The organism is Actinoplanes subglobosus (assembly GCF_042650585.1).
GTDB classification, from domain to species: domain Bacteria; phylum Actinomycetota; class Actinomycetes; order Mycobacteriales; family Micromonosporaceae; genus Actinoplanes; species Actinoplanes subglobosus.
This window is the reverse complement of the sequence record NZ_JBHSBL010000032.1, coordinates 19,501-36,394: the sequence shown is the minus strand read 5'-3', so window position 1 is coordinate 36,394 and position 16,894 is coordinate 19,501. Positions and strand designations below refer to the sequence as shown.

The window sequence follows — 16,894 nt, the reverse complement described above, 5'->3', positions numbered from 1 at the left end:
CGGGCGGCCAGCGCGGTCGCCGCCCTCGCCCAGCGCGCCGCGACCCGGGTCCGCCAGCAGGGCCGGCAGGTCCTCGGCCTCACCGTCGCGGTGCCCGGCCTGGTCGCCGACAGCGGCACGGTCCGCCTGTCACCGTCGCTCGGCTGGTCCGACGTCGACCTGCGGGGCCTGCTCTCCGGTTCGCTGCGGCAGCCCGGGCTCGACGTCGCGGTCGCCAACCATGCGGGCCTCGCCGCCGTCGCCGAGCTGCGGCACGGCGGTCATCCGGCAGAGCACGATCTGACGTACGTGACAGGCGCGGCCGGTGTAGAGGCGGGCATCGTCGTCGACGGCCGTCTCCTGCACGGCTCGCAGGGTTTCACCGGCCAGATCGGACGGTTCAGCCTCGGCCCGCCCGGCTCACCGGCACTGGCCGACCTCGCCGGCATCGAGCCCCTGGTCCGCACCGCCCTTCCCGGCTTCGACCCGGCGGCCCTGACCGACCTGACCCCCGCCGTCGACCAGGTGGCCACCCTGGCCCGAGCCGGCGACCCGGCGGTGCTGGCCGCTCTCCGCGACACCGGCTGCCACCTGGGCCAGGGCCTGGCCCTCCTGGCGAACCTGGTCAATCCCGAGGTGATAGTGCTCGGTGACCACTATGCGGCCCTGGCCGAGTGGATCCTCCCAGCAGCCTCAGCCGAACTGGCCCGAAACACGCTGGCCCCCGCCGCCGGCGGCGCCCACCTGACCGCGTCCAGACTGGGCTTGCACGCCGCCGCCCTGGGCGGAGCGGTAACCCACTTGGACCGCATAGACACCGGATCCCTGCCCCCGGCCGCGCACCCCTCGTGACCGCACCCGCCAGCCCGCCGACCACCCACCGGCACCAGCCGACCGACTTCCCCCGGCTCCCCTCGGGCCCGCCTCCCATGACCACCCACTGGTCCACCAGCCGACCGGCCATCCCCCGCCGACCACCCACCGGCTGTTGAAACCCGCTGGTCAGCAGGGCGGTTGACCAGGCGGCTCATCAGCGGGCCGATCGGCCAGCCAACCAACGAAACGGCCTGGGGCCGCGGCGGCCGGGCCGCACCCTACGCAGGCCGGGCAGCAGCGGCCGGGCCGCACCCGACGCAGGCCGGGCAGCAGCGGCCGGGCCGCACCCGACGCAGGCCGGGGCAACGGCAGCCGGGGCCGGTACAGGCCGGGGCTGCGGCGGCCGGGCGGCGTCCGGTGTGGACATGGGTGAAGCATGGGTGCGGGTCAATGGGGGCGAAGTGGACGTGGGCCCGCAGGGTGCAGGTCGCTCGCCGGGTAACAATCGATGACCAAACATGGCCGCAGCGCCTTGACCGAGGCGTAACTGTGGTGCGAGCCTCAGGGAACTCCGTCCGAAACATTCGCGAAACCACTCGCGGAGGCTTCTTTCGCCGCGCTGTCGAAGCGCTTCGACGACACGGCATGGCCCGAAGGAACACGTTGTGACCGAATCCCCCTCTCGCATCGTCTTTCGCGACCCGCAGCAGAAGCTCGCCGCGCGGGTGTCCGACCTCCTGGGCCGGCTCGAGCTGGCGGAGAAGATCGCCCTCCTGCACCAGCACCAGGCCGCCGTACCCCGACTCGGCATCGGGTCGTTCCGCACCGGCACCGAAGCTCTCCACGGCGTCGCCTGGCTCGGCACGGCAAGCGCTTTCCCCCAGGCCGTCGGGCTCGCCTCCAGCTGGGACCCGGACCTGTTGCGGCGGGTCGGCACGGCGGTCGGCACCGAGGTACGCGCCATGCACCACCGTGACCCGGAGAACGTGGGACTCAACGTCTGGGCTCCGGTCGTCAACCTGCTGCGCGACCCACGGTGGGGCCGCAACGAGGAGGGCTACGCCGAGGACCCGTGGCTGACCGGGGTGCTGAGCACGGCGTACTCGGAAGGGTTGCGCGGTGACGACCCCCGCTGGCTGCGCACCGCGCCGACCCTCAAGCACTTCCTCGGCTACAACAACGAGACCGACCGGTGTCTCACGTCCAGCAACATGCCGCCACGGGTACTGCACGAATATGAACTGCCCGCGTTCCGTCCGGCCATCGCGGCCGGTGCCGCGGTCGCGGTGATGGCCTCCTACAACCTGATCAACGGACGGCCCACCCACCTCAGTCCGCTGATCAACGAGGTGTTGCGGTGCTGGGCCGAGGACGACGTGATGGTGGTCGGGGACGCCTTCGCGGTACAGAACCTGGCCGGTGACCAGAAGGTCTCCGACGACCACCCGGCGGGGTTCGCCGCGGCTCTGCGTGCCGGCATCGACTGTGTGACCGAGCCGGGGCCGCTGTCCGAGGCGTCGTTCGTCACGGCACTGGAGCGCGGGCTGATCACCGAGTCCGACGTGGACGCCGCGGTCCGGCACATTCTTTCGGTACGGGTCAGACTCGGCGAGTTCAACCCGGACGAGGACCCGTACCGGAGCATCGGTCCTGAAGTGATCGACTGCCCGGAGCATCGTGCGCTGGCCCGGGAGGCGGCCCGTGCCTCGGTCGTGCTGCTGTCCAACGACGGCATCCTGCCGCTCGGGACGTCCGGCGCGGGCCGGGTCGCGGTGATCGGCCCGCTCGGTGACACCACGTTCGACGACTGGTACAGCGGCACTCCGCCGTACCGCCGCACTCTTCGTGCCGCGATCGCCGACCGGCTCGGCGCCGATTCGGTGGTCTTCCACGAGGGTGTCGACCGGGTGGCGCTGCGCTGCCCGTCCGGCCTGCTCGCCGCCGGCGACGGCCCGCTACGGGTGATCGCGGCCGACGACATCCCGGACATGGCTCTCTTCGACGTCTTCGACTGGGGCGAGGAGAAGATCTCCCTGAGAGCGACCACAGCGGCAGCAGCAGCGACCGCGTCGGCAACAGCGACCGCGGCTGGAACCGCGAGCGGCTTCGTCGGCGCCGACGGCCTCGGCCCCGAGGATCACCTCCTGGTCAGCGACCGCCCCGGCCCCAACGGCTGGGAGGTCCGCGAGACGTTCGAGTTGGAACAACGGGACGACGGCGTGGTGGTCCGTCACGTGCAGAGCCGCCGCTACCTGAAGGCCGGCGACGACGGGCTGGTCCGGACCGCGGCCGGGTCGGCGGCCGACGCGACGGTCTTCACGGTCGACCTGCTGGTGGACGGCGTGGCGGAGGCGGCCGCCCTGGCAGCGGAGGCCGACGTGGTGATCCTGGCCCTCGGCAACCATCCGCTGGTGGCCGGCCGTGAGACCGAGGACCGCCGCGACCTGAACCTGCCCGGCACCCAGGATGCCCTGCTGCACGCCGTGCACGCCGCCAACCCGCGCACCGTACTGGCCTTGACCAGCAGTTACCCCTACGCCATCGGCTGGGCGAAGGAGCATCTCCCGGCGTTGCTGTGGTCGGCGCACGGCGGTCAGGAGCACGGCACCGGTCTGGCCGACGTGCTGTTCGGCGCGGACCGGACCGGCACCCCGGTGGACCCGGCGGGCCGGTTGACCCAGACGTGGTACACGGATGCCGGCGACCTCCCGGACCTGCTCGACTACGACATCGTCGCGGCTGACGCCACCTATCTGTACTTCCGTGGCGCCCCGCTCTTCCCGTTCGGGCACGGGCTGTCCTACACCCGGTTCGCCTACGAGAACCTGCGCCTCTCCGCGGACACGATCGACCCGGACGGCGAGGTCACGGTCACCGTCGACGTGATCAATGCCGGGGACCGCCCCGGCGTCGAGGTCGTCCAGCTCTACACCCGTCAGCAGGGTTCCCGGGTCAAGCAGCCGCTGCGCCGCCTGCGCGGTCACCGGCAGGTGCGCCTGTCCCCCGGCGAACGGTCCACCGTGGAGCTGCTCCTGCCCGCCGCCGACCTGGCGTTCTGGGACGTGACACGCTCCCGCTGGGCGATCGAGGACGCCACCCACACCATCGCGGTGGGCGCCTCCAGCACCGATTGGCGCCGGACCGCGTCGCTGCGCGTCCGCGGCGAGAGGATTCCGGCCCGGTCACCGTGGCCGGTGCTCAAGATGATCGACAATGACGGGTACGACCGGACGACCCCCGTGGCCATCACGGCGGATCCCGGCGAGGCCCTCCGCAGTGACGACGCCGGCGCGTGGGCGGTCTTCGACGACGTCGACTTCGACCGGAGCGTCTCCGGTGTGAGCGCCCGGTTCGCCGGCGACGCGGACGGGGCGACCATCACGCTGCGCCTGGACGACCCGATCGCCGGCCCGGTCCTGGCCACGCTGCCGGCTGGACCGTCCGGAGAGGCGACGGCCACCGTTGCTCCGGCCACCGGCAGGCACGCGCTGTTCGTCCTCTTCGAGCACCCCGGGGTCACCGTGACGTCGCTGTCGTTCACAGGTTGACAGCCCCGGCCGGGGTGGCCCGACAGCGGCCGGCCGGGTGAGGATCGTGGGCATGAGTGATGTGGGGCAGGCGCTGGCGTTCGCGGGCGTGATCGGGCTGGCCGCGGTGTCGCCCGGGCCGGATTTCGCGGTCGTGGTGCGGCGCTCGGTCTCGGCCGGCCGACTGCACGGGATGGTCGCCGCGTCCGGGGTGGCCGCCGGGGTGTTCGTGTGGTCGATCGCGGCCGCTGTCGGGGTGGCCGCTCTGCTGGCGGCGTCGGCTGTCGCCTTCACCGTGGTCAAGCTCGCCGGTGCGGCGTACCTCATGTGGCTCGGTGTCAGTGCCCTGCTCGCCGCCCGCCGCGGCGGCACGGGCCCGGACCAGCCGCTCGCCGGGCGCACCGAGGTCCGTCTGTGGGTGTCGTTCCGGGACGGCCTGCTGACGAACGTGCTGAACCCGAAGTGTGGCGTCTTCTTCGTTGCGGTGCTGCCGCAGTTCGCCCCGGTGGACGGCTCGGCCGGCGACGTCCTGCTGCTGTCGCTGGTGGCGGTGGCCGTGACGATCGCCTGGTTCGTGGTGGTCGCCAACCTGGTGGCGGCGCTGCGCCGGGTGCTGTCCCGTCCGGCGGTGCGCCGCTCGCTGGACGCGGTGACCGGCGCCGTCCTGGTCGCCCTGGGCCTGCGCCTGGCCGCCTCCTGAGACCCGGCTGCCGGGCTGAGCGGGGCCGGCCGGGACCGGCCGGCGGAGTCGGTGGCCCAACCGGCTCCGCCGCCCGGTGGCTGTGTCAGGCCGGGGTTCCGGTGACCGACGTGCCGGTGCGGGTGACCTGGTAGGTGACGTTCTCGCCGCTCCAGAAGACGAACGTCAGGGTGACCGGGACGCCGTCGGTGACCTCGGCGAAGAACTCCGGGGTCAGCTTGATCGCGCCGGCCGGGTAGTCGGGGGCGAAGGCACGGTCGAACTCCTTGTACGGCGTCCAGCCGTGCGGTCCGGCGTTGCCGCCGTCGGCGTAGGTGGCCGTCATGGTGGCGAGCTGGTCACCGTTGAACGCGGTGGGTACCGCGAACGCCGCTGTGGTTCCGGTGGCGGCGGACACGAGCGGGGTGTCGAAGCTGACTACGTCGAGCCGCCACGGGACGCCTCGGGAGAACCGCAGTGACAGCGAGGTTCGTTGGCCGTACCCCTGAAGCCTGGTCAGCAACCCCGCGCTGAGGGTGAGTTGATCGCCGGACACCTGGTAGTCGGGACCGCGGCGCAACGTGGTCCTACCGAGCCGTACGTGGGTGAAGCCGGTGCCGTTGGGGTTGAGGGTGATGGTCTGTGCGGTGACCGGCACGCCGCGCCGGACGAAGAGCAGGTCGCCGGCCGCGGTACCGGAGCGGGTGTGCCAGCTGGAGGCGATCTGCCCGAAGAGTTCGGTGTCACGCCACGCCCCGGCCGTACGGTCGAAGTGCTGCCCGTTGTCCCAGAGCATCGTGGTGATCCGGCTCGTCCGGGCCTGGTGCCCGAAGAGTTCGAAGAACTTGAGCTTCTCGCCCTGTTCGATGGTTCCGGTGTGCCGGTCGAAACCCAGCAGTCCGTATTCACCAAGGATGACCGGGATGCCCTTGTTGACGAATGAAGTACGCAGCCGATCGAAGGTGCCGAGCAGATCGGCCTGCGCGGTGGCGTCGAACCGGTAGCCACCAGCCACGTTGACACTGAAGGGCCAGTAGCCGTAGTAGTGCACGGTGGCGATCAGGTAGGGATCGTTCAGGGTCGCGAACTCGGCGGCCAGAGCGTCCAGCCGGCCCTGATCGGCGTTGGTGTGCAGCGTGGGTAGTACCAGAAGTCGAGTGCCGTTGCCGCCGCCGGTGCCGCGCACGATCCGGTGGAAGGACGTGTTCAGCTCGGCCAGGAGCGCATAGTTCTCGGTGTCACCGCTGCTGCCCCAGAACTGGGGTTCGTTGACGCTCTCCAGGACCAGGCGCGGTGACGCGTCCCGGAAGGCGGCGGCGACCTGGGTCCAGATGGCGTTGTAGCGGTTCAGGACGTTGTCGTGGTCGGTGGGCATGGTGGCGATCCACTGCCACGAGTCGTGATGGATGTTGATCATCACGTAGAGACCCTCGTCGAGCGCCCAGCCGACGACCTCCTGGACACGGGCCAGGTAGGCCGGGTCGACGACGAGGTCGGGGCTCAGGTGCTGCCCCCAGGTGACCGGGATGCGGATGCTGCGGAAGCCCTGCTTCCGGATGCCGGCGAGGAGTTCACGGGTGACGCGCGGGTTACCCCACGACGTCTCGTCGTCGCCGGTGGCGTCGAAGGTGTTGCCCAGGTTCCAGCCGGGCTGCATGGCGGCGACGGCCTGGGCGGGGGTGCGGACGGGTTCGCGCGCGGACGCCGGGCCGGCCGCGGACAGGCCGGTGACGAGCAGGGCGAGGACGAGCAATCTGCCGAACAGGCGCGACATGACGCTCCTAGGAGGACAAGCGTGGAGGTCTGACCTCGGCAGACTAAGTATGGACCCCAAACTATGTCAATCGATCGACAGAGATGAACGGGCCGCCCGAGCGAGAGGGGGATGCTCTCCCCGCCCGGACGACCCGTCCCGTGCGGCCCGCACCGATCACCCTTGCGTCGTCGAAGGGTGATCCCTCATCGCGCGCCGACCATTCGGCAAAAAGGCGAACGCACGACGTTCTGCACTCGGAGGCTAGCACTCGGTGCATTCCACTAAAAGGCTGACTCACCGAATCATGCGCTTTCGAGTAAACCGATTAACCTGACTCCGGCGAAAACTGCGACAAGGGTTCGAACGGGTGAGATGCGGCCGTCTACCTGCAACTACGCAAGTTGCATACTCGCTGTTTCGAACGGCGTACCTCCAATCAGGATTGGCACAGAATTTCCGCGACCACGTATTGTCGCGGCGCCAAAACGCTTCGTACTCTAAAGCTCAACATCATCGATCGCCTTGAGTACGATGAAACGCGGGGAGCAGCCATGCTTGTCAAGATCATCGACCAGATCACCGACGATGAGATGCACAAGGCATCCTGGGAACTCTATGAAGGCGCGTTCCGCGACCTCCGCTCCCTCGCCGTGCAACGTCACCTGATGTATCGGTCCGAGTTCGAAGAGGTCATGCGCGACCCGAGGGTCGACAAGTACCTCTGCCTCAATGACGACGGCAAGCTCTGCGGACTGTCCACGTTCACCAACGACCTCTATGCGGTGCCGCTGATCGCTCCGGAGTACTTCGAGCGCCGATGGCCGGAGATGTATGCCGAAAAGCGAATCTGGTATGTCGGTTTCGCGGCGGTCGGCACCGAGGCCCGTGACACCCGGGCCTTCTCCGAACTCGTGACGGCCATGCAGCAGACCGCCGCCGCCCGGAACGGGATGATCGGGATCGACTACTGCCGGTACAACGACGACGAGCGCAATTTCGGCCGGGTGGTCCGGTTGATGCTGCGCCGCCTGTCCGGTGGCGCGATGCGCGCCGAGTGCCTGGACCAGCAGTCGTTCTGGGTCTACGAGTTCCCGCCGGCCGCCGGCACCTCCGGTCTCCAGGCCGCAGCGTGATCTCCAGCCGAGAGCTGTGCTCGTCGGGCATGCCCTCCCGGCCCTCGCTCCGCTCGGTGCAGTCGGTCAAGCCATAGGCGCCCTCCACATCGCCCAGAGCGGCGGCCCGTCGGGTAGTTCGATCACGGACCGGACCCGGTATCCGTGCCGGAGGTAGAGATCGCGGTTGCGCGGGTCGTTCGCCTCCAGATAGGCCGGGAGCCCGGCCCGGTCCAGACGGGAGTGATGGCGGTCGAGCAGGGCGCTGCCGATGCCCTCGTTCTGCCGGCCGGGCCGGACGGCGAGGAACGCCAGATAGTGGTGCGGGTCAAGGGGGTGTTCCCCCTCCAGCGCCGCGTCCAGTTGCTGCACGCGATGGAACGCGGTGTCGGACGCCTCCTTGACCCGGCGCTCGTAGTCGATCGGCGGCGGGATCATCGCGGTGAGCGGGAACCAGAGCGCCACCCCGCACATCCGGCCGTCGTCGGCGTCGGCGGTGCTGTAGACCTCGCCGTACTGGAGCGCGTACTCCACGAAGATCTCGAAGTAGCCGGGTGACAGACGCCGGCGCTCGGACGCGTCCGGGTGCAGCCAACGGGCGACCGGCCCGTCCCACATCGCTTCGGCCACGAGGTCGGTGATCTCCTCGGTGTCGAACGGCGACACATGCCGGATCACGAGTTCCTGGATGGCGTACGTCATCGGGATTCCCTACCTGAGCCAGTCGTCGTCGGATAGTGCTCTTGGAAGGCCATCGCGTGCGAGTGCGGCCGGGGCGGCTCGGGGAACTCGAAGAGGGTCCGGCGTTCCACCCCGCGGCCGATGACCGCGTAGACGTCCGGCTTGGTGTACCGGATGATCGCCGCCCAACCGGCACCGAGGACCGCCAGGACCGCGTAGCCGGCCGCGAAGGCCCAGTTGAACATGGAGTCCTCGGCCAGTCCCAGGACGTCGCCGAGACCCACCACTGTCGCGAACAGGATGATGCTGAGCAGGAAGAACGCGATCACCGGAGTGACCCGGCCACGCCACACGTTCTCCAGGCGCGGGTGCTGCACGAAGAACGCGATCACCGCGGCCGAGGTGCCCCACATCAGGATCAGCACGCCGAGGCCGCCGACCACCGTCAGATAGCCGAAGAGCTGCACCAGCGGGTCGGCCTTGGTGAACCAGTAGGCCAGGATCGCGATCAGCGACAGCACACTCTGGGTGATCGAGCCGACCACCGGCGCGCCGGTCCTCGGGTGGGTGTAACCCCACCGGCTCGGCAGCATCCGCTCACGGCCGAGGGCGAACTGGTAACGGGACACCGCCGCGTGGAAGGCGAGCAGCGCCGCGAAGATACTGGTCATGAAGAGCAGATAGCCGATGGTGATCATCACGTCCGGCACATGTGGACTGACCAGACTGAAGACGAGGTTCGTCTCCTCGCGCTGGGCGTCGGCCACGATCCGGCCCGGCCCGGCGCCCACCGACATCGCCCAGGCCGAGACCGCGCACATCAGGCCGGCGAGCAGCACCGCGAGGTGGGTGGCACGGGAGATGGTCCGTTTCGGGTCCTTCGCCTCCTCGGAGAGCACGACCGTCGCCTCGAAACCGGTGAAGCCACCGATCGCGAGCACCATCATCGCGACGACCTCGGGTGTCAGCAGCTGCGCCGGGTTCAGCATCGCGACGCTGACCTCGCCGTCGCGCGGGTTGGCCACCATCACCAGGTCGTAAACGAGGACCACGGCGATCTCGGCGATCAGCAGGATGCCGAGGACCTTGCCGCTCAGGTCGACCCAGAGCATGCCGAGCACCGCGATGAACGCCCACGCGACCAGTGCGCAGGCCACCCAGGGGACGGCCAGGCCGAGCGAGCCGAGAATGCTCGACGCGACGACGCCGAACAGACCGAAGAGGCCGATCTGCATCAACGCGTACGCCGGGAGGGCGACGAAGGCCGCCGCGACACCGAGCTCACGGCCGAGACCATGGCTGATGTACGAGTAGAAGGCTCCCGAGTTGACGATGTGCCGGCTCATCGCCACGAACCCGACCGTGAAGATCGACAGGATCGCCGCGACGACGATGTAGACCAGTGGCAGTGCGGTGTTGCCGACCACGGCGTAGACCGTCGTGATCGCTCCGATGATCACCGTGAGCGGGGCGGCTCCGGCGACGCCGAAGAAGACCACCGACGAGACGCCGAGCCGGTTGTTGGCGAGGGCCGCGCTGATGATGTCCGAACCGGGGGCGCCGCGCTTGGCGGCCGCCTCACGGTTCAGCTCGTTCAGCATCGTGCCGGCCCAGCGGTCGACGTTGTCCCGTCGTCGTTGATGGCGTCCGGGGCTCACCGGCGACCGACCGCCAGCGCGGAACCGACCAGGGCCTCGGTGCACTCGACCAGCTCACGGAGATCACCGGGCAACGAGGCGATCATGCTCGGCAGCGCGTGGTAGATGTGCGGGTAGTTCTCGAACCCGTACATCACGTGCCGGGTCAGTCCGGTGGAGACGACCAGCCCGACCAGCATCCGGTCGGTCACGTTCAGCTCCATCCCGCGGACCAGCATGTTGGCGACCCGGGTGGAGGCCCAGGCGGCGGCGTTGCGCTGGCGTGCGGTGTTGGGCATGTAGAGCGTCTGGGTGGTGCCGAGCATCCGGCGCTTGGTCACCAGCTCGACGGCACCGACCCGCATCAGCCGCTCCGCCACCCGCAACGCCGAGTCCTGCGAGAGGAAGGCGAGCCAGGTACGGATGTCGCGGTGCTGTGGCTGGGCGTTGAGAAGGTCGAGGATGTCGTGGTTCAGCGCGTCGCGAGGCGGGCGCCGGTCGAGGACGAGCAGGTCTCCGTCATTGACGCCGATACGGCCTTCGAGGACCAACTCCGCGAGTAATGCGGCAGCCAGCCCCAGGCCGGTCGCACGAGGATGCAGCCGGGACCGCCCGGTGCGGTCCTCGTGTGCGATCAGGTAATACTGGTCAGCCAACACTCCGTCCACGCCCCTTAGACGCAAGTTCCAATGATCTTTTACCTATGTAGGAAACAAGACAGAACTCGATGTCCGCAGCATCATGTACCCAACACCAAGGTCAATACAAGAAGTACTAGACTTCTTATTCAGTACCCGGTGCATTTTGATCATTGGAAATCGCGATCATGAAATGGGTTACTGGATCGCGTGGGAGCGGTCGTAATATCGACCACATCAGGACCGTAGGGAGTCCAGGTGTCCGATATAGAGGGTCCGACGCTGCGACGCCGCCGTCTCGGGGCGGAGCTCAAGCGATGCCGTGAGGCCGCCGGCCTCACCCAACAGGATGTGTCGCGACATTTCGAGTGGCACTCCGCCAAGGTGACCCGCATCGAGACCGCGCGGGTCGCGGTCACTCCGCGGGACGTCCGTGACCTGCTCACTCTCTACAACGTGCGGGACCAGACGATGCGCGAGGCGCTGGTCGAGCTGGCCCGCCAGTCCCGCGAGCGCACGTGGTGGACCGACTATCGCGACATCATGCGCCCGGGCAACTTCGTGGGCCTGGAGGCCGCCGCCTCGGCGATGCGCACGTGGGAGCCGGTGCTCGTGCCCGGCCTCCTCCAGACCCCCGATTACATGCGGTCACTGATGAGAAGCGGTCGGCCGACCGACCCGGAGGAGCACATCGACCGGCGTATCGCACTGCGCCAGACCCGCCAGGGTCGCCTGACCAGCGATCGTCCGCTGGAATTGTCGGCGTTCATGGATGAGGGCGCGCTGCACCGGGTGATCGGCGATCGGGCAATCATGACCGACCAGCTCCGCCATTTAATCGAGATAGCTAAATTGCCAAATGTTTTCCTGCAGATACTGCCCTTCGCCGCTGGCGCACACCCCTTCCTGAGCGGTCCGGCGGCGTTATTGGAGTTCCGAGAGACCACCCATTTGGATGTTGTTTATATGGAAGGCCTTGCGGGAGACTTGTACGAGGAACAACCAGACATGGTTGACTGGTACCGGCAGGAGTTCGAGCGATTGAGCGCCATGGCGCTCGACCATCGCACGACCATAAAGATGATCGAGAGTCTGCTCGTCGCTTAGCACTCCCGAGGAAATCTCACATCGAAGGGAGGTGCTTGAGTTGCTCGCGCACCAAATCGACGGAGCTGTCTGGAAGAAGGGCAGCCGTAGTAACGGGACCGGCGGCAGCAACTGCGTCGAGGTCGCATTCCTCGACAAGGGAATTGCCGTCCGTGACAGCAAGGACCGGATGGGACCGGCCCTCATGTTCACGTCGGCGGAGTGGACCGCCTTCGTGGACTCGGCCAAGGACGGCGAATTCGACATCGTTTCGTGAAAGCCTACCGATAGCCGCACACCGATGGAAGCCCCGAGCTGAGCCCGGACTTTCACGATGTGCACCGGACGGGCGTCGCCCGGTCGCTTCCAGCGACCGGGCGATCACGCATTCTTGAGAACGTGAAATAAACTCCGTCATCCATTTCCGGAGCGGATCGGGAACAGCCGGTGAGCACCGTTCCCGACAGTGAGCGGCGAGTCACCCACGGCCATGATGAAGATCGGCCAGCTCGCGACGTGTGACTCGGCGAGTTCCGCCTCCCGTCGCAGACTGTCCCGGCCCGCACGGGCCAGTTGGGTGTCGTGCCAGGCGGCCCGCTCGGCGTCGACGGCGACCCGGTGCACGCGATCCAGGTACTCGGCACACGCCCGCCCGATCGCGATCTCCTGCTCGGCCGGGTGCAGCCGCGGGTCCCATCCGGACCGGCCGGCGAGGGCGTCGGCCAGCACCGGCGGCGGCAGCTCCTCCCGGGACACGGCCGCACGCACCCGCTCGTGCAGGAAACGCTCGCGGGACACGTACTCCGCCGGGTCCTGGGGTGTCCATGGCGTGCCGAAGGCCGTCGTGGTGAGCGCGCGGGCCAGGCGCGCGTCGGCCTCCCGGAACGCCGCCCACGTCGCGTCCACCCGATCGGCGGCGGCCCGCCAGTGCGCCTGCCACCGGTCGACGGCCTCGGCCGCCTGCGTCGCGGCGACCCGCACCTCCAGCGCGTACCGCACCGCGGCCTGCGCGTCGGCCGCCTCCCGCGCCCGCCGCTCGGCACGCCGCGCCCGGGTCCGCCGCACGAAGGTCGCCGCCTCCAGCAGGGCCACGCGCGGATGGCGCACTCCGTCGGGGTTCGCCAGGACGACCAGCGCGGGCAGGGTGAGCAGCATCAACGCCACCCAGATGGCCATCGGGGCCGGCTCGGCCAGCAACATTTCGGCAAGGATGTTCATGGCGGTTCCATCCGCTCGTGGGGGGAGTTCGCACAGCACGGGCTTCGCCCCGGGCGCGTCGGCGCCGGCGGGGTCTCAGACGGCGCGCGGAGGTGCGCGAGAGACCGCGGCGAGGGCGGTGTCCTGCGAGGTCAACGCGGAGGCACGGTCCGCGGCGGGACTGCTCGCGGCAGGCGGTCCGGCGTCCGGTCCGTCGATGGCCGGCGACACTTCGGCGGCGGTACGGACGACGCGCCCCGCCCGCGCGCAAGAGGCCCCGGAGGGGCTGGACGATGCCGGAACAGCCACCGGCACGGGCACGGGCGCCTCGGGCACCGGCGCTAGAAACGCTAGAAAGAGCGCGAAAAGGACGGGCAGCACTCGACTTCGGCCCGTCAACACGTCCCGTAAAGTACCTCAATACTAATATTTGTCTTATTCGCCGCGCCGTCGATCAGGCCCTCGATATGCACGCCCCCAGGGGCCTGCCTGACCGGAACGGATCACTCACGTCAACCCCGCGACAGCCGATGGGCAGTTCCGACCCGGAAGCCATCCGGAGCTGTCGCCGACGGGAGCCGCCATGCCGAAGCGATCCGTGGTCACCGACCCGGTCCTGCTGGGTCTCGTGGCCGTCGGTGTGCTCCTGGTCCCGTGGTTCCTGTACAACGGCGACCAGCGGACCGCCTCCTGGGCCATCCAGACCGGCATCGACGCGGCGAACACGTACTTCACCTTCCGCACCGCCACCCACCCGGCCATGACGCCCGCCGGACGGCGATTCTGGTGGGCCGCCGTGATCGCCTGCGCAGGATGCCTGGTCGGTGACGGATATCAGACCGTCCTGCTCCTGATCGACCCGGCCATGACGACCGTCAGCGGATTCCAGACCGCGCTGGTCGTCGGCGGCATGACGATCGTCGTCGGCGCGATGCTGCGGCACCCGCTCGGCGGCGCCGGACGGCAGCGGCTGCGGCTCTGGTTCGACGCGACCACGGTGCTGACCGGCGTGGCCGTCTTCCTGTGGTACTTCGTACTGGCCACCGACCTGAGCGGGCGGCAGTCGGCCGATCGCTGGGCCGCCGCGGCCACCGCCGTGGTGATGCTGCTGATCACGTTCGGGCTGATCAAGCTGATCCTCAGCGGGACCGCCCCGTTCACCCGCTCGGCGGGCATCGCGGCCGCCGTCGGCGTCTCCGGCACGGCCTTCGCCGCCCCGGTCACGCTCGGGCTGATCGGCGACCCCGGGCCCGGCGGATCCATCGTCGTCCAGCTGCTGCCGTGCGTCCTGGCCTCGGCGGCGTTCCGGCTCCAGCAGCTCCAGGTGTGGCGGCTCACCGAGACCCCCACGGGCGAGATGGGCAGTCGCTCCAGCCGGCTCCCCTACCTGGCCGTGATCGCCACCCAGATCCTGCTCGTCGTCTCACTCCGGGACGACGACGTCGACCTGCGGGTGTGGGGCGTCGCCATCGGCGCCGTGGTGATCACCGCGCTGGTGCTGGGCCGGCAGGTCGCGGCACTGCGCGACAACGAGCGGCTGCTCACCGAGATCGACGGGCAGGCCGAACGGTTCCGGGCGCTGGTGCAGAACACGTCCGATCTGACGCTGGTCGTCGACCGGGAGGGGATCGTCGGCTACGCCAGCCCGGCCGCCCTGCGCGTGCTCGGGGTGCCGGACGTGGAGCTGGTGGGCACGTCGCTGTACGCGCGTACCCACCCGTCGGACCGGGCCGTCGTGGCGGACCTGGAGAAACGGCTGGCAGCCAGCCCCGGCGCCGGGATCAGCACCCAGGTACGGTGGCAGCACGCCGACGGCTCGTACCGGTGGCTCGACGTGGTCACCACCGACCTCGGCCACAACCCGAACGTCGGCGGCGTGGTGCTCAACGCCCGGGACGCCACCGAGGCCCGCGCCCTGCACGACGAGCTGCACCGGCAGGCCACCCACGACGCGCTCACCGGGCTGGCCAACCGCGTACTGCTGCACCGGCGCCTGAGTGCCACGGTGGAGCGGGTCAGCATGCTCCTGATCGACCTGGACGGCTTCAAGGAGATCAACGACCGGCACGGGCACCACACCGGCGACGAGGTGCTCAAGGAGGTGGCACGGCGGCTGACCGGGCTCCTCGGCACCGGCGAACTGGCCGCCCGGCTCGGCGGCGACGAGTTCGCGGTACTCCTGCCCGGGACCGACGCCACCGCCGCCGGACGGCTGGCCGAACGGATCGCGGCGGTGGTCGGCGAGCCGATGCCGATCGGGGGCTCGCTGCTCTCGGTGGGCGCCAGCGTGGGCGTGTCGGAGGGTGAGCCCGGGGACGGCGACGGCCTGCTGCGTGAGGCCGACGCCGCCATGTACCGGCGCAAGCGCGAACGCAAGGAGCGGCACGCCCGGGCCCTCGGTCAGGGAGCGGTCCAGCCCGCCGGGACCTGACCGATCCGTACCCGCTGGGGATGGTCGCCGACCGCGACCGAGGCGACCGCCTGCCCGGTGGCGAAGCTGATCGCGGTGACCCGATCGGCACCGGCCTCGGAGATCACACAGTCCCGCCCGTCCGCGCTGACCGTGGCCCAGTACGGCTTGATCGCGGTGACCAGCGGCCCCGGCGTGAGGGTGGCCCGGTCCACGACGCTGGCGTAGTCGTCCATGGTCCCGGCGACACAGAGTTTCGACCCGTCCCGGCTGATCGACAGGCCGTGGTGGCGGGAGTCGTTGACCCACGTGGTTCGGTCCGGGTCGGTGGCCGGGTTCTGCGGCAGGTCACGCACCCGGGTGATCCGGTCGGTGGCCACGTCGTACTCGATCAGGCCGGCGAAGAACGACACCTGGAAGTAGAGCTTCGACTCGTCCGGGGTGAAGACCGCCGGCCGGACCGCGTCGGACAGGTCGCTGCGGCCGAAGGCGTCCAGCCGGGTGCGCATGTCGACGGTCCGGACCACCCGGTAGGTGGCGGTGTCGGCGATCGTGATCTTCCGGTCCCCCTTGGTGAAGTCCAGCCAGGGGTCGTCCAGGTCGGTGTTGACCTCGCCGATCGAACTGTTCCAGAGGTAGCGCCCGCCGTCGGTGAAGATGTTCTCGTGCGGCTTGTCACCGGTCGCGAACGAGCCGAGCTGCCGGCCGGTGACGATGTCCAGCACGTGCACGGTGTTGCCGGTGGAGGCGGAGACCGCGACGGTCAGGCCGTCCGGCGAGACCGCCATGTGGTCGGACCGGAACCCGTTCACCGGGAACCGCCACTTGAGCGCGCCGGTCGCCAGGTCGATCGAGACCACATCGGCGAAGCTGGGCCGGGAGACCACCAGGGCATCCCCGGCCGGTGTCGTGTACATGTCGTCGACGAGCTGGTCGTGCCCCTCCCCCGGCCCCTGCTGGATGCCGAGATAGAAGGCGAGCCGGATCGGGTTGAGGTAGATCTCGGCGAGCCGCTGCGACCGGTCCGGGACGACCGAGAGCCGGCCGATCCGGGCGTAGGCGCCGCTGGGCTCGATGACGTCGACGGTGCCGTCCCAGTTGTTGCCGACGAACATCACCTGGCGCAACGCCGCCGCGGCCTGGGACGGCGCGGCGAGGGCGCCGAGGGCGAGGAGACCGCCGACGGTGGCGGCGATCAGGCGGCGCAAGGGTACGGGTGAGGCCATCACGTGACTCCCATCAATGCGTGTCGGGTGTTACCGAGCAGTAACGCTCATGAAACAAGAGAACGACTCACATTGATAGATGTCGTTATCCTCGATGGCCGGGAACGACAGAGCCGGCACCACCCCGAAAGGGTGGCACCGGCTCCACGT

Annotated in this window: 13 protein-coding genes; 7 read left to right on the top strand and 6 right to left on the bottom strand. The window is 69.4% G+C overall.

Going from position 1 to position 16,894, the window contains the following annotated elements:
- From ACFO0C_RS45080 to ACFO0C_RS45070, 3 genes are all read left to right on the top strand, one after another.
- Nucleotides 1-831, top strand: an 831-nt coding sequence (locus tag ACFO0C_RS45080) for an ROK family protein (protein ID WP_378073031.1), incomplete at its 5' end; no start/stop codon positions are given.
- Nucleotides 832-1,460: 629 nt separating this feature from the next.
- Nucleotides 1,461-4,343, top strand: a complete 2,883-nt coding sequence (locus tag ACFO0C_RS45075) for a glycoside hydrolase family 3 C-terminal domain-containing protein (protein WP_378073030.1) — start codon at nt 1,461-1,463, stop codon at nt 4,341-4,343.
- 52 nt (nt 4,344-4,395) lie between these two features.
- Nucleotides 4,396-5,022, top strand: a complete 627-nt coding sequence (locus ACFO0C_RS45070; RefSeq protein ID WP_378073029.1) for a LysE family translocator — start codon at nt 4,396-4,398, stop codon at nt 5,020-5,022.
- 85 nt (nt 5,023-5,107) lie between these two features.
- On the opposite strand, the gene ACFO0C_RS45065 is transcribed toward ACFO0C_RS45070, so the two are convergent.
- Nucleotides 5,108-6,775 (bottom strand): cellulase family glycosylhydrolase, encoded by a 1,668-nt coding sequence (locus ACFO0C_RS45065; RefSeq protein ID WP_378073028.1) that lies wholly within the window; start codon nt 6,773-6,775, stop codon nt 5,108-5,110.
- 533 nt (nt 6,776-7,308) lie between these two features.
- On the opposite strand from ACFO0C_RS45065, the gene ACFO0C_RS45060 reads away from it, so the two are divergent.
- Nucleotides 7,309-7,890, top strand: coding sequence for a hypothetical protein (locus ACFO0C_RS45060; protein ID WP_378073027.1), 582 nt, complete (start codon nt 7,309-7,311; stop codon nt 7,888-7,890).
- Between the two features lie 66 nt (nt 7,891-7,956).
- Here ACFO0C_RS45060 and ACFO0C_RS45055 read toward each other — a convergent pair whose 3' ends face one another.
- From ACFO0C_RS45055 to ACFO0C_RS45045, 3 genes are read right to left on the bottom strand one after another with little or no spacing between them, the layout of a single operon-like run.
- Nucleotides 7,957-8,571 carry a GNAT family N-acetyltransferase gene (locus tag ACFO0C_RS45055; protein WP_378073026.1) on the bottom strand — a complete coding sequence of 205 codons (615 nt, stop codon included), beginning with the start codon at nt 8,569-8,571 and terminating at the stop codon, nt 7,957-7,959.
- Entirely contained in the window at nt 8,568-10,208 is a 1,641-nt protein-coding gene (locus tag ACFO0C_RS45050; RefSeq protein WP_378073025.1) for an APC family permease, read from the bottom strand. Before ACFO0C_RS45050 ends, ACFO0C_RS45055 begins: the two co-directional genes overlap by 4 nt.
- Nucleotides 10,205-10,846, bottom strand: a complete 642-nt coding sequence (locus ACFO0C_RS45045) for a GOLPH3/VPS74 family protein (protein ID WP_378073024.1) — start codon at nt 10,844-10,846, stop codon at nt 10,205-10,207. Before ACFO0C_RS45045 ends, ACFO0C_RS45050 begins: the two co-directional genes overlap by 4 nt.
- A 237-nt stretch (nt 10,847-11,083) precedes the next feature.
- Between ACFO0C_RS45045 and ACFO0C_RS45040 the strand changes: the two genes are divergently transcribed.
- Nucleotides 11,084-11,932 carry a helix-turn-helix domain-containing protein gene (locus tag ACFO0C_RS45040; protein WP_378073023.1) on the top strand — a complete coding sequence of 283 codons (849 nt, stop codon included), beginning with the start codon at nt 11,084-11,086 and terminating at the stop codon, nt 11,930-11,932.
- A 31-nt stretch (nt 11,933-11,963) separates the two neighbouring features.
- Nucleotides 11,964-12,188 carry a DUF397 domain-containing protein gene (locus tag ACFO0C_RS45035; RefSeq protein WP_378073022.1) on the top strand — a complete coding sequence of 75 codons (225 nt, stop codon included), beginning with the start codon at nt 11,964-11,966 and terminating at the stop codon, nt 12,186-12,188.
- Nucleotides 12,189-12,325: 137 nt separating this feature from the next.
- Here the strand turns inward: ACFO0C_RS45035 and ACFO0C_RS45030 are convergent, their stop codons facing one another.
- Nucleotides 12,326-13,129: a hypothetical protein gene (locus tag ACFO0C_RS45030; RefSeq protein WP_378073021.1), complete on the bottom strand. Its 804-nt coding sequence runs from the start codon at nt 13,127-13,129 to the stop codon at nt 12,326-12,328.
- A 562-nt stretch (nt 13,130-13,691) separates the two neighbouring features.
- Here ACFO0C_RS45030 and ACFO0C_RS45025 point away from each other — a divergent pair.
- Complete coding sequence (locus ACFO0C_RS45025; protein WP_378073020.1) at nt 13,692-15,539, top strand: diguanylate cyclase domain-containing protein; 1,848 nt, start codon at nt 13,692-13,694, stop codon at nt 15,537-15,539.
- Here ACFO0C_RS45025 and ACFO0C_RS45020 read toward each other — a convergent pair.
- Nucleotides 15,509-16,744: a YncE family protein gene (locus tag ACFO0C_RS45020; RefSeq protein ID WP_378073019.1), complete on the bottom strand. Its 1,236-nt coding sequence runs from the start codon at nt 16,742-16,744 to the stop codon at nt 15,509-15,511. The two genes, ACFO0C_RS45025 and ACFO0C_RS45020, sit on opposite strands and share 31 nt — an antisense overlap.
- Between the last annotated feature and the right edge of the window lie 150 nt (nt 16,745-16,894).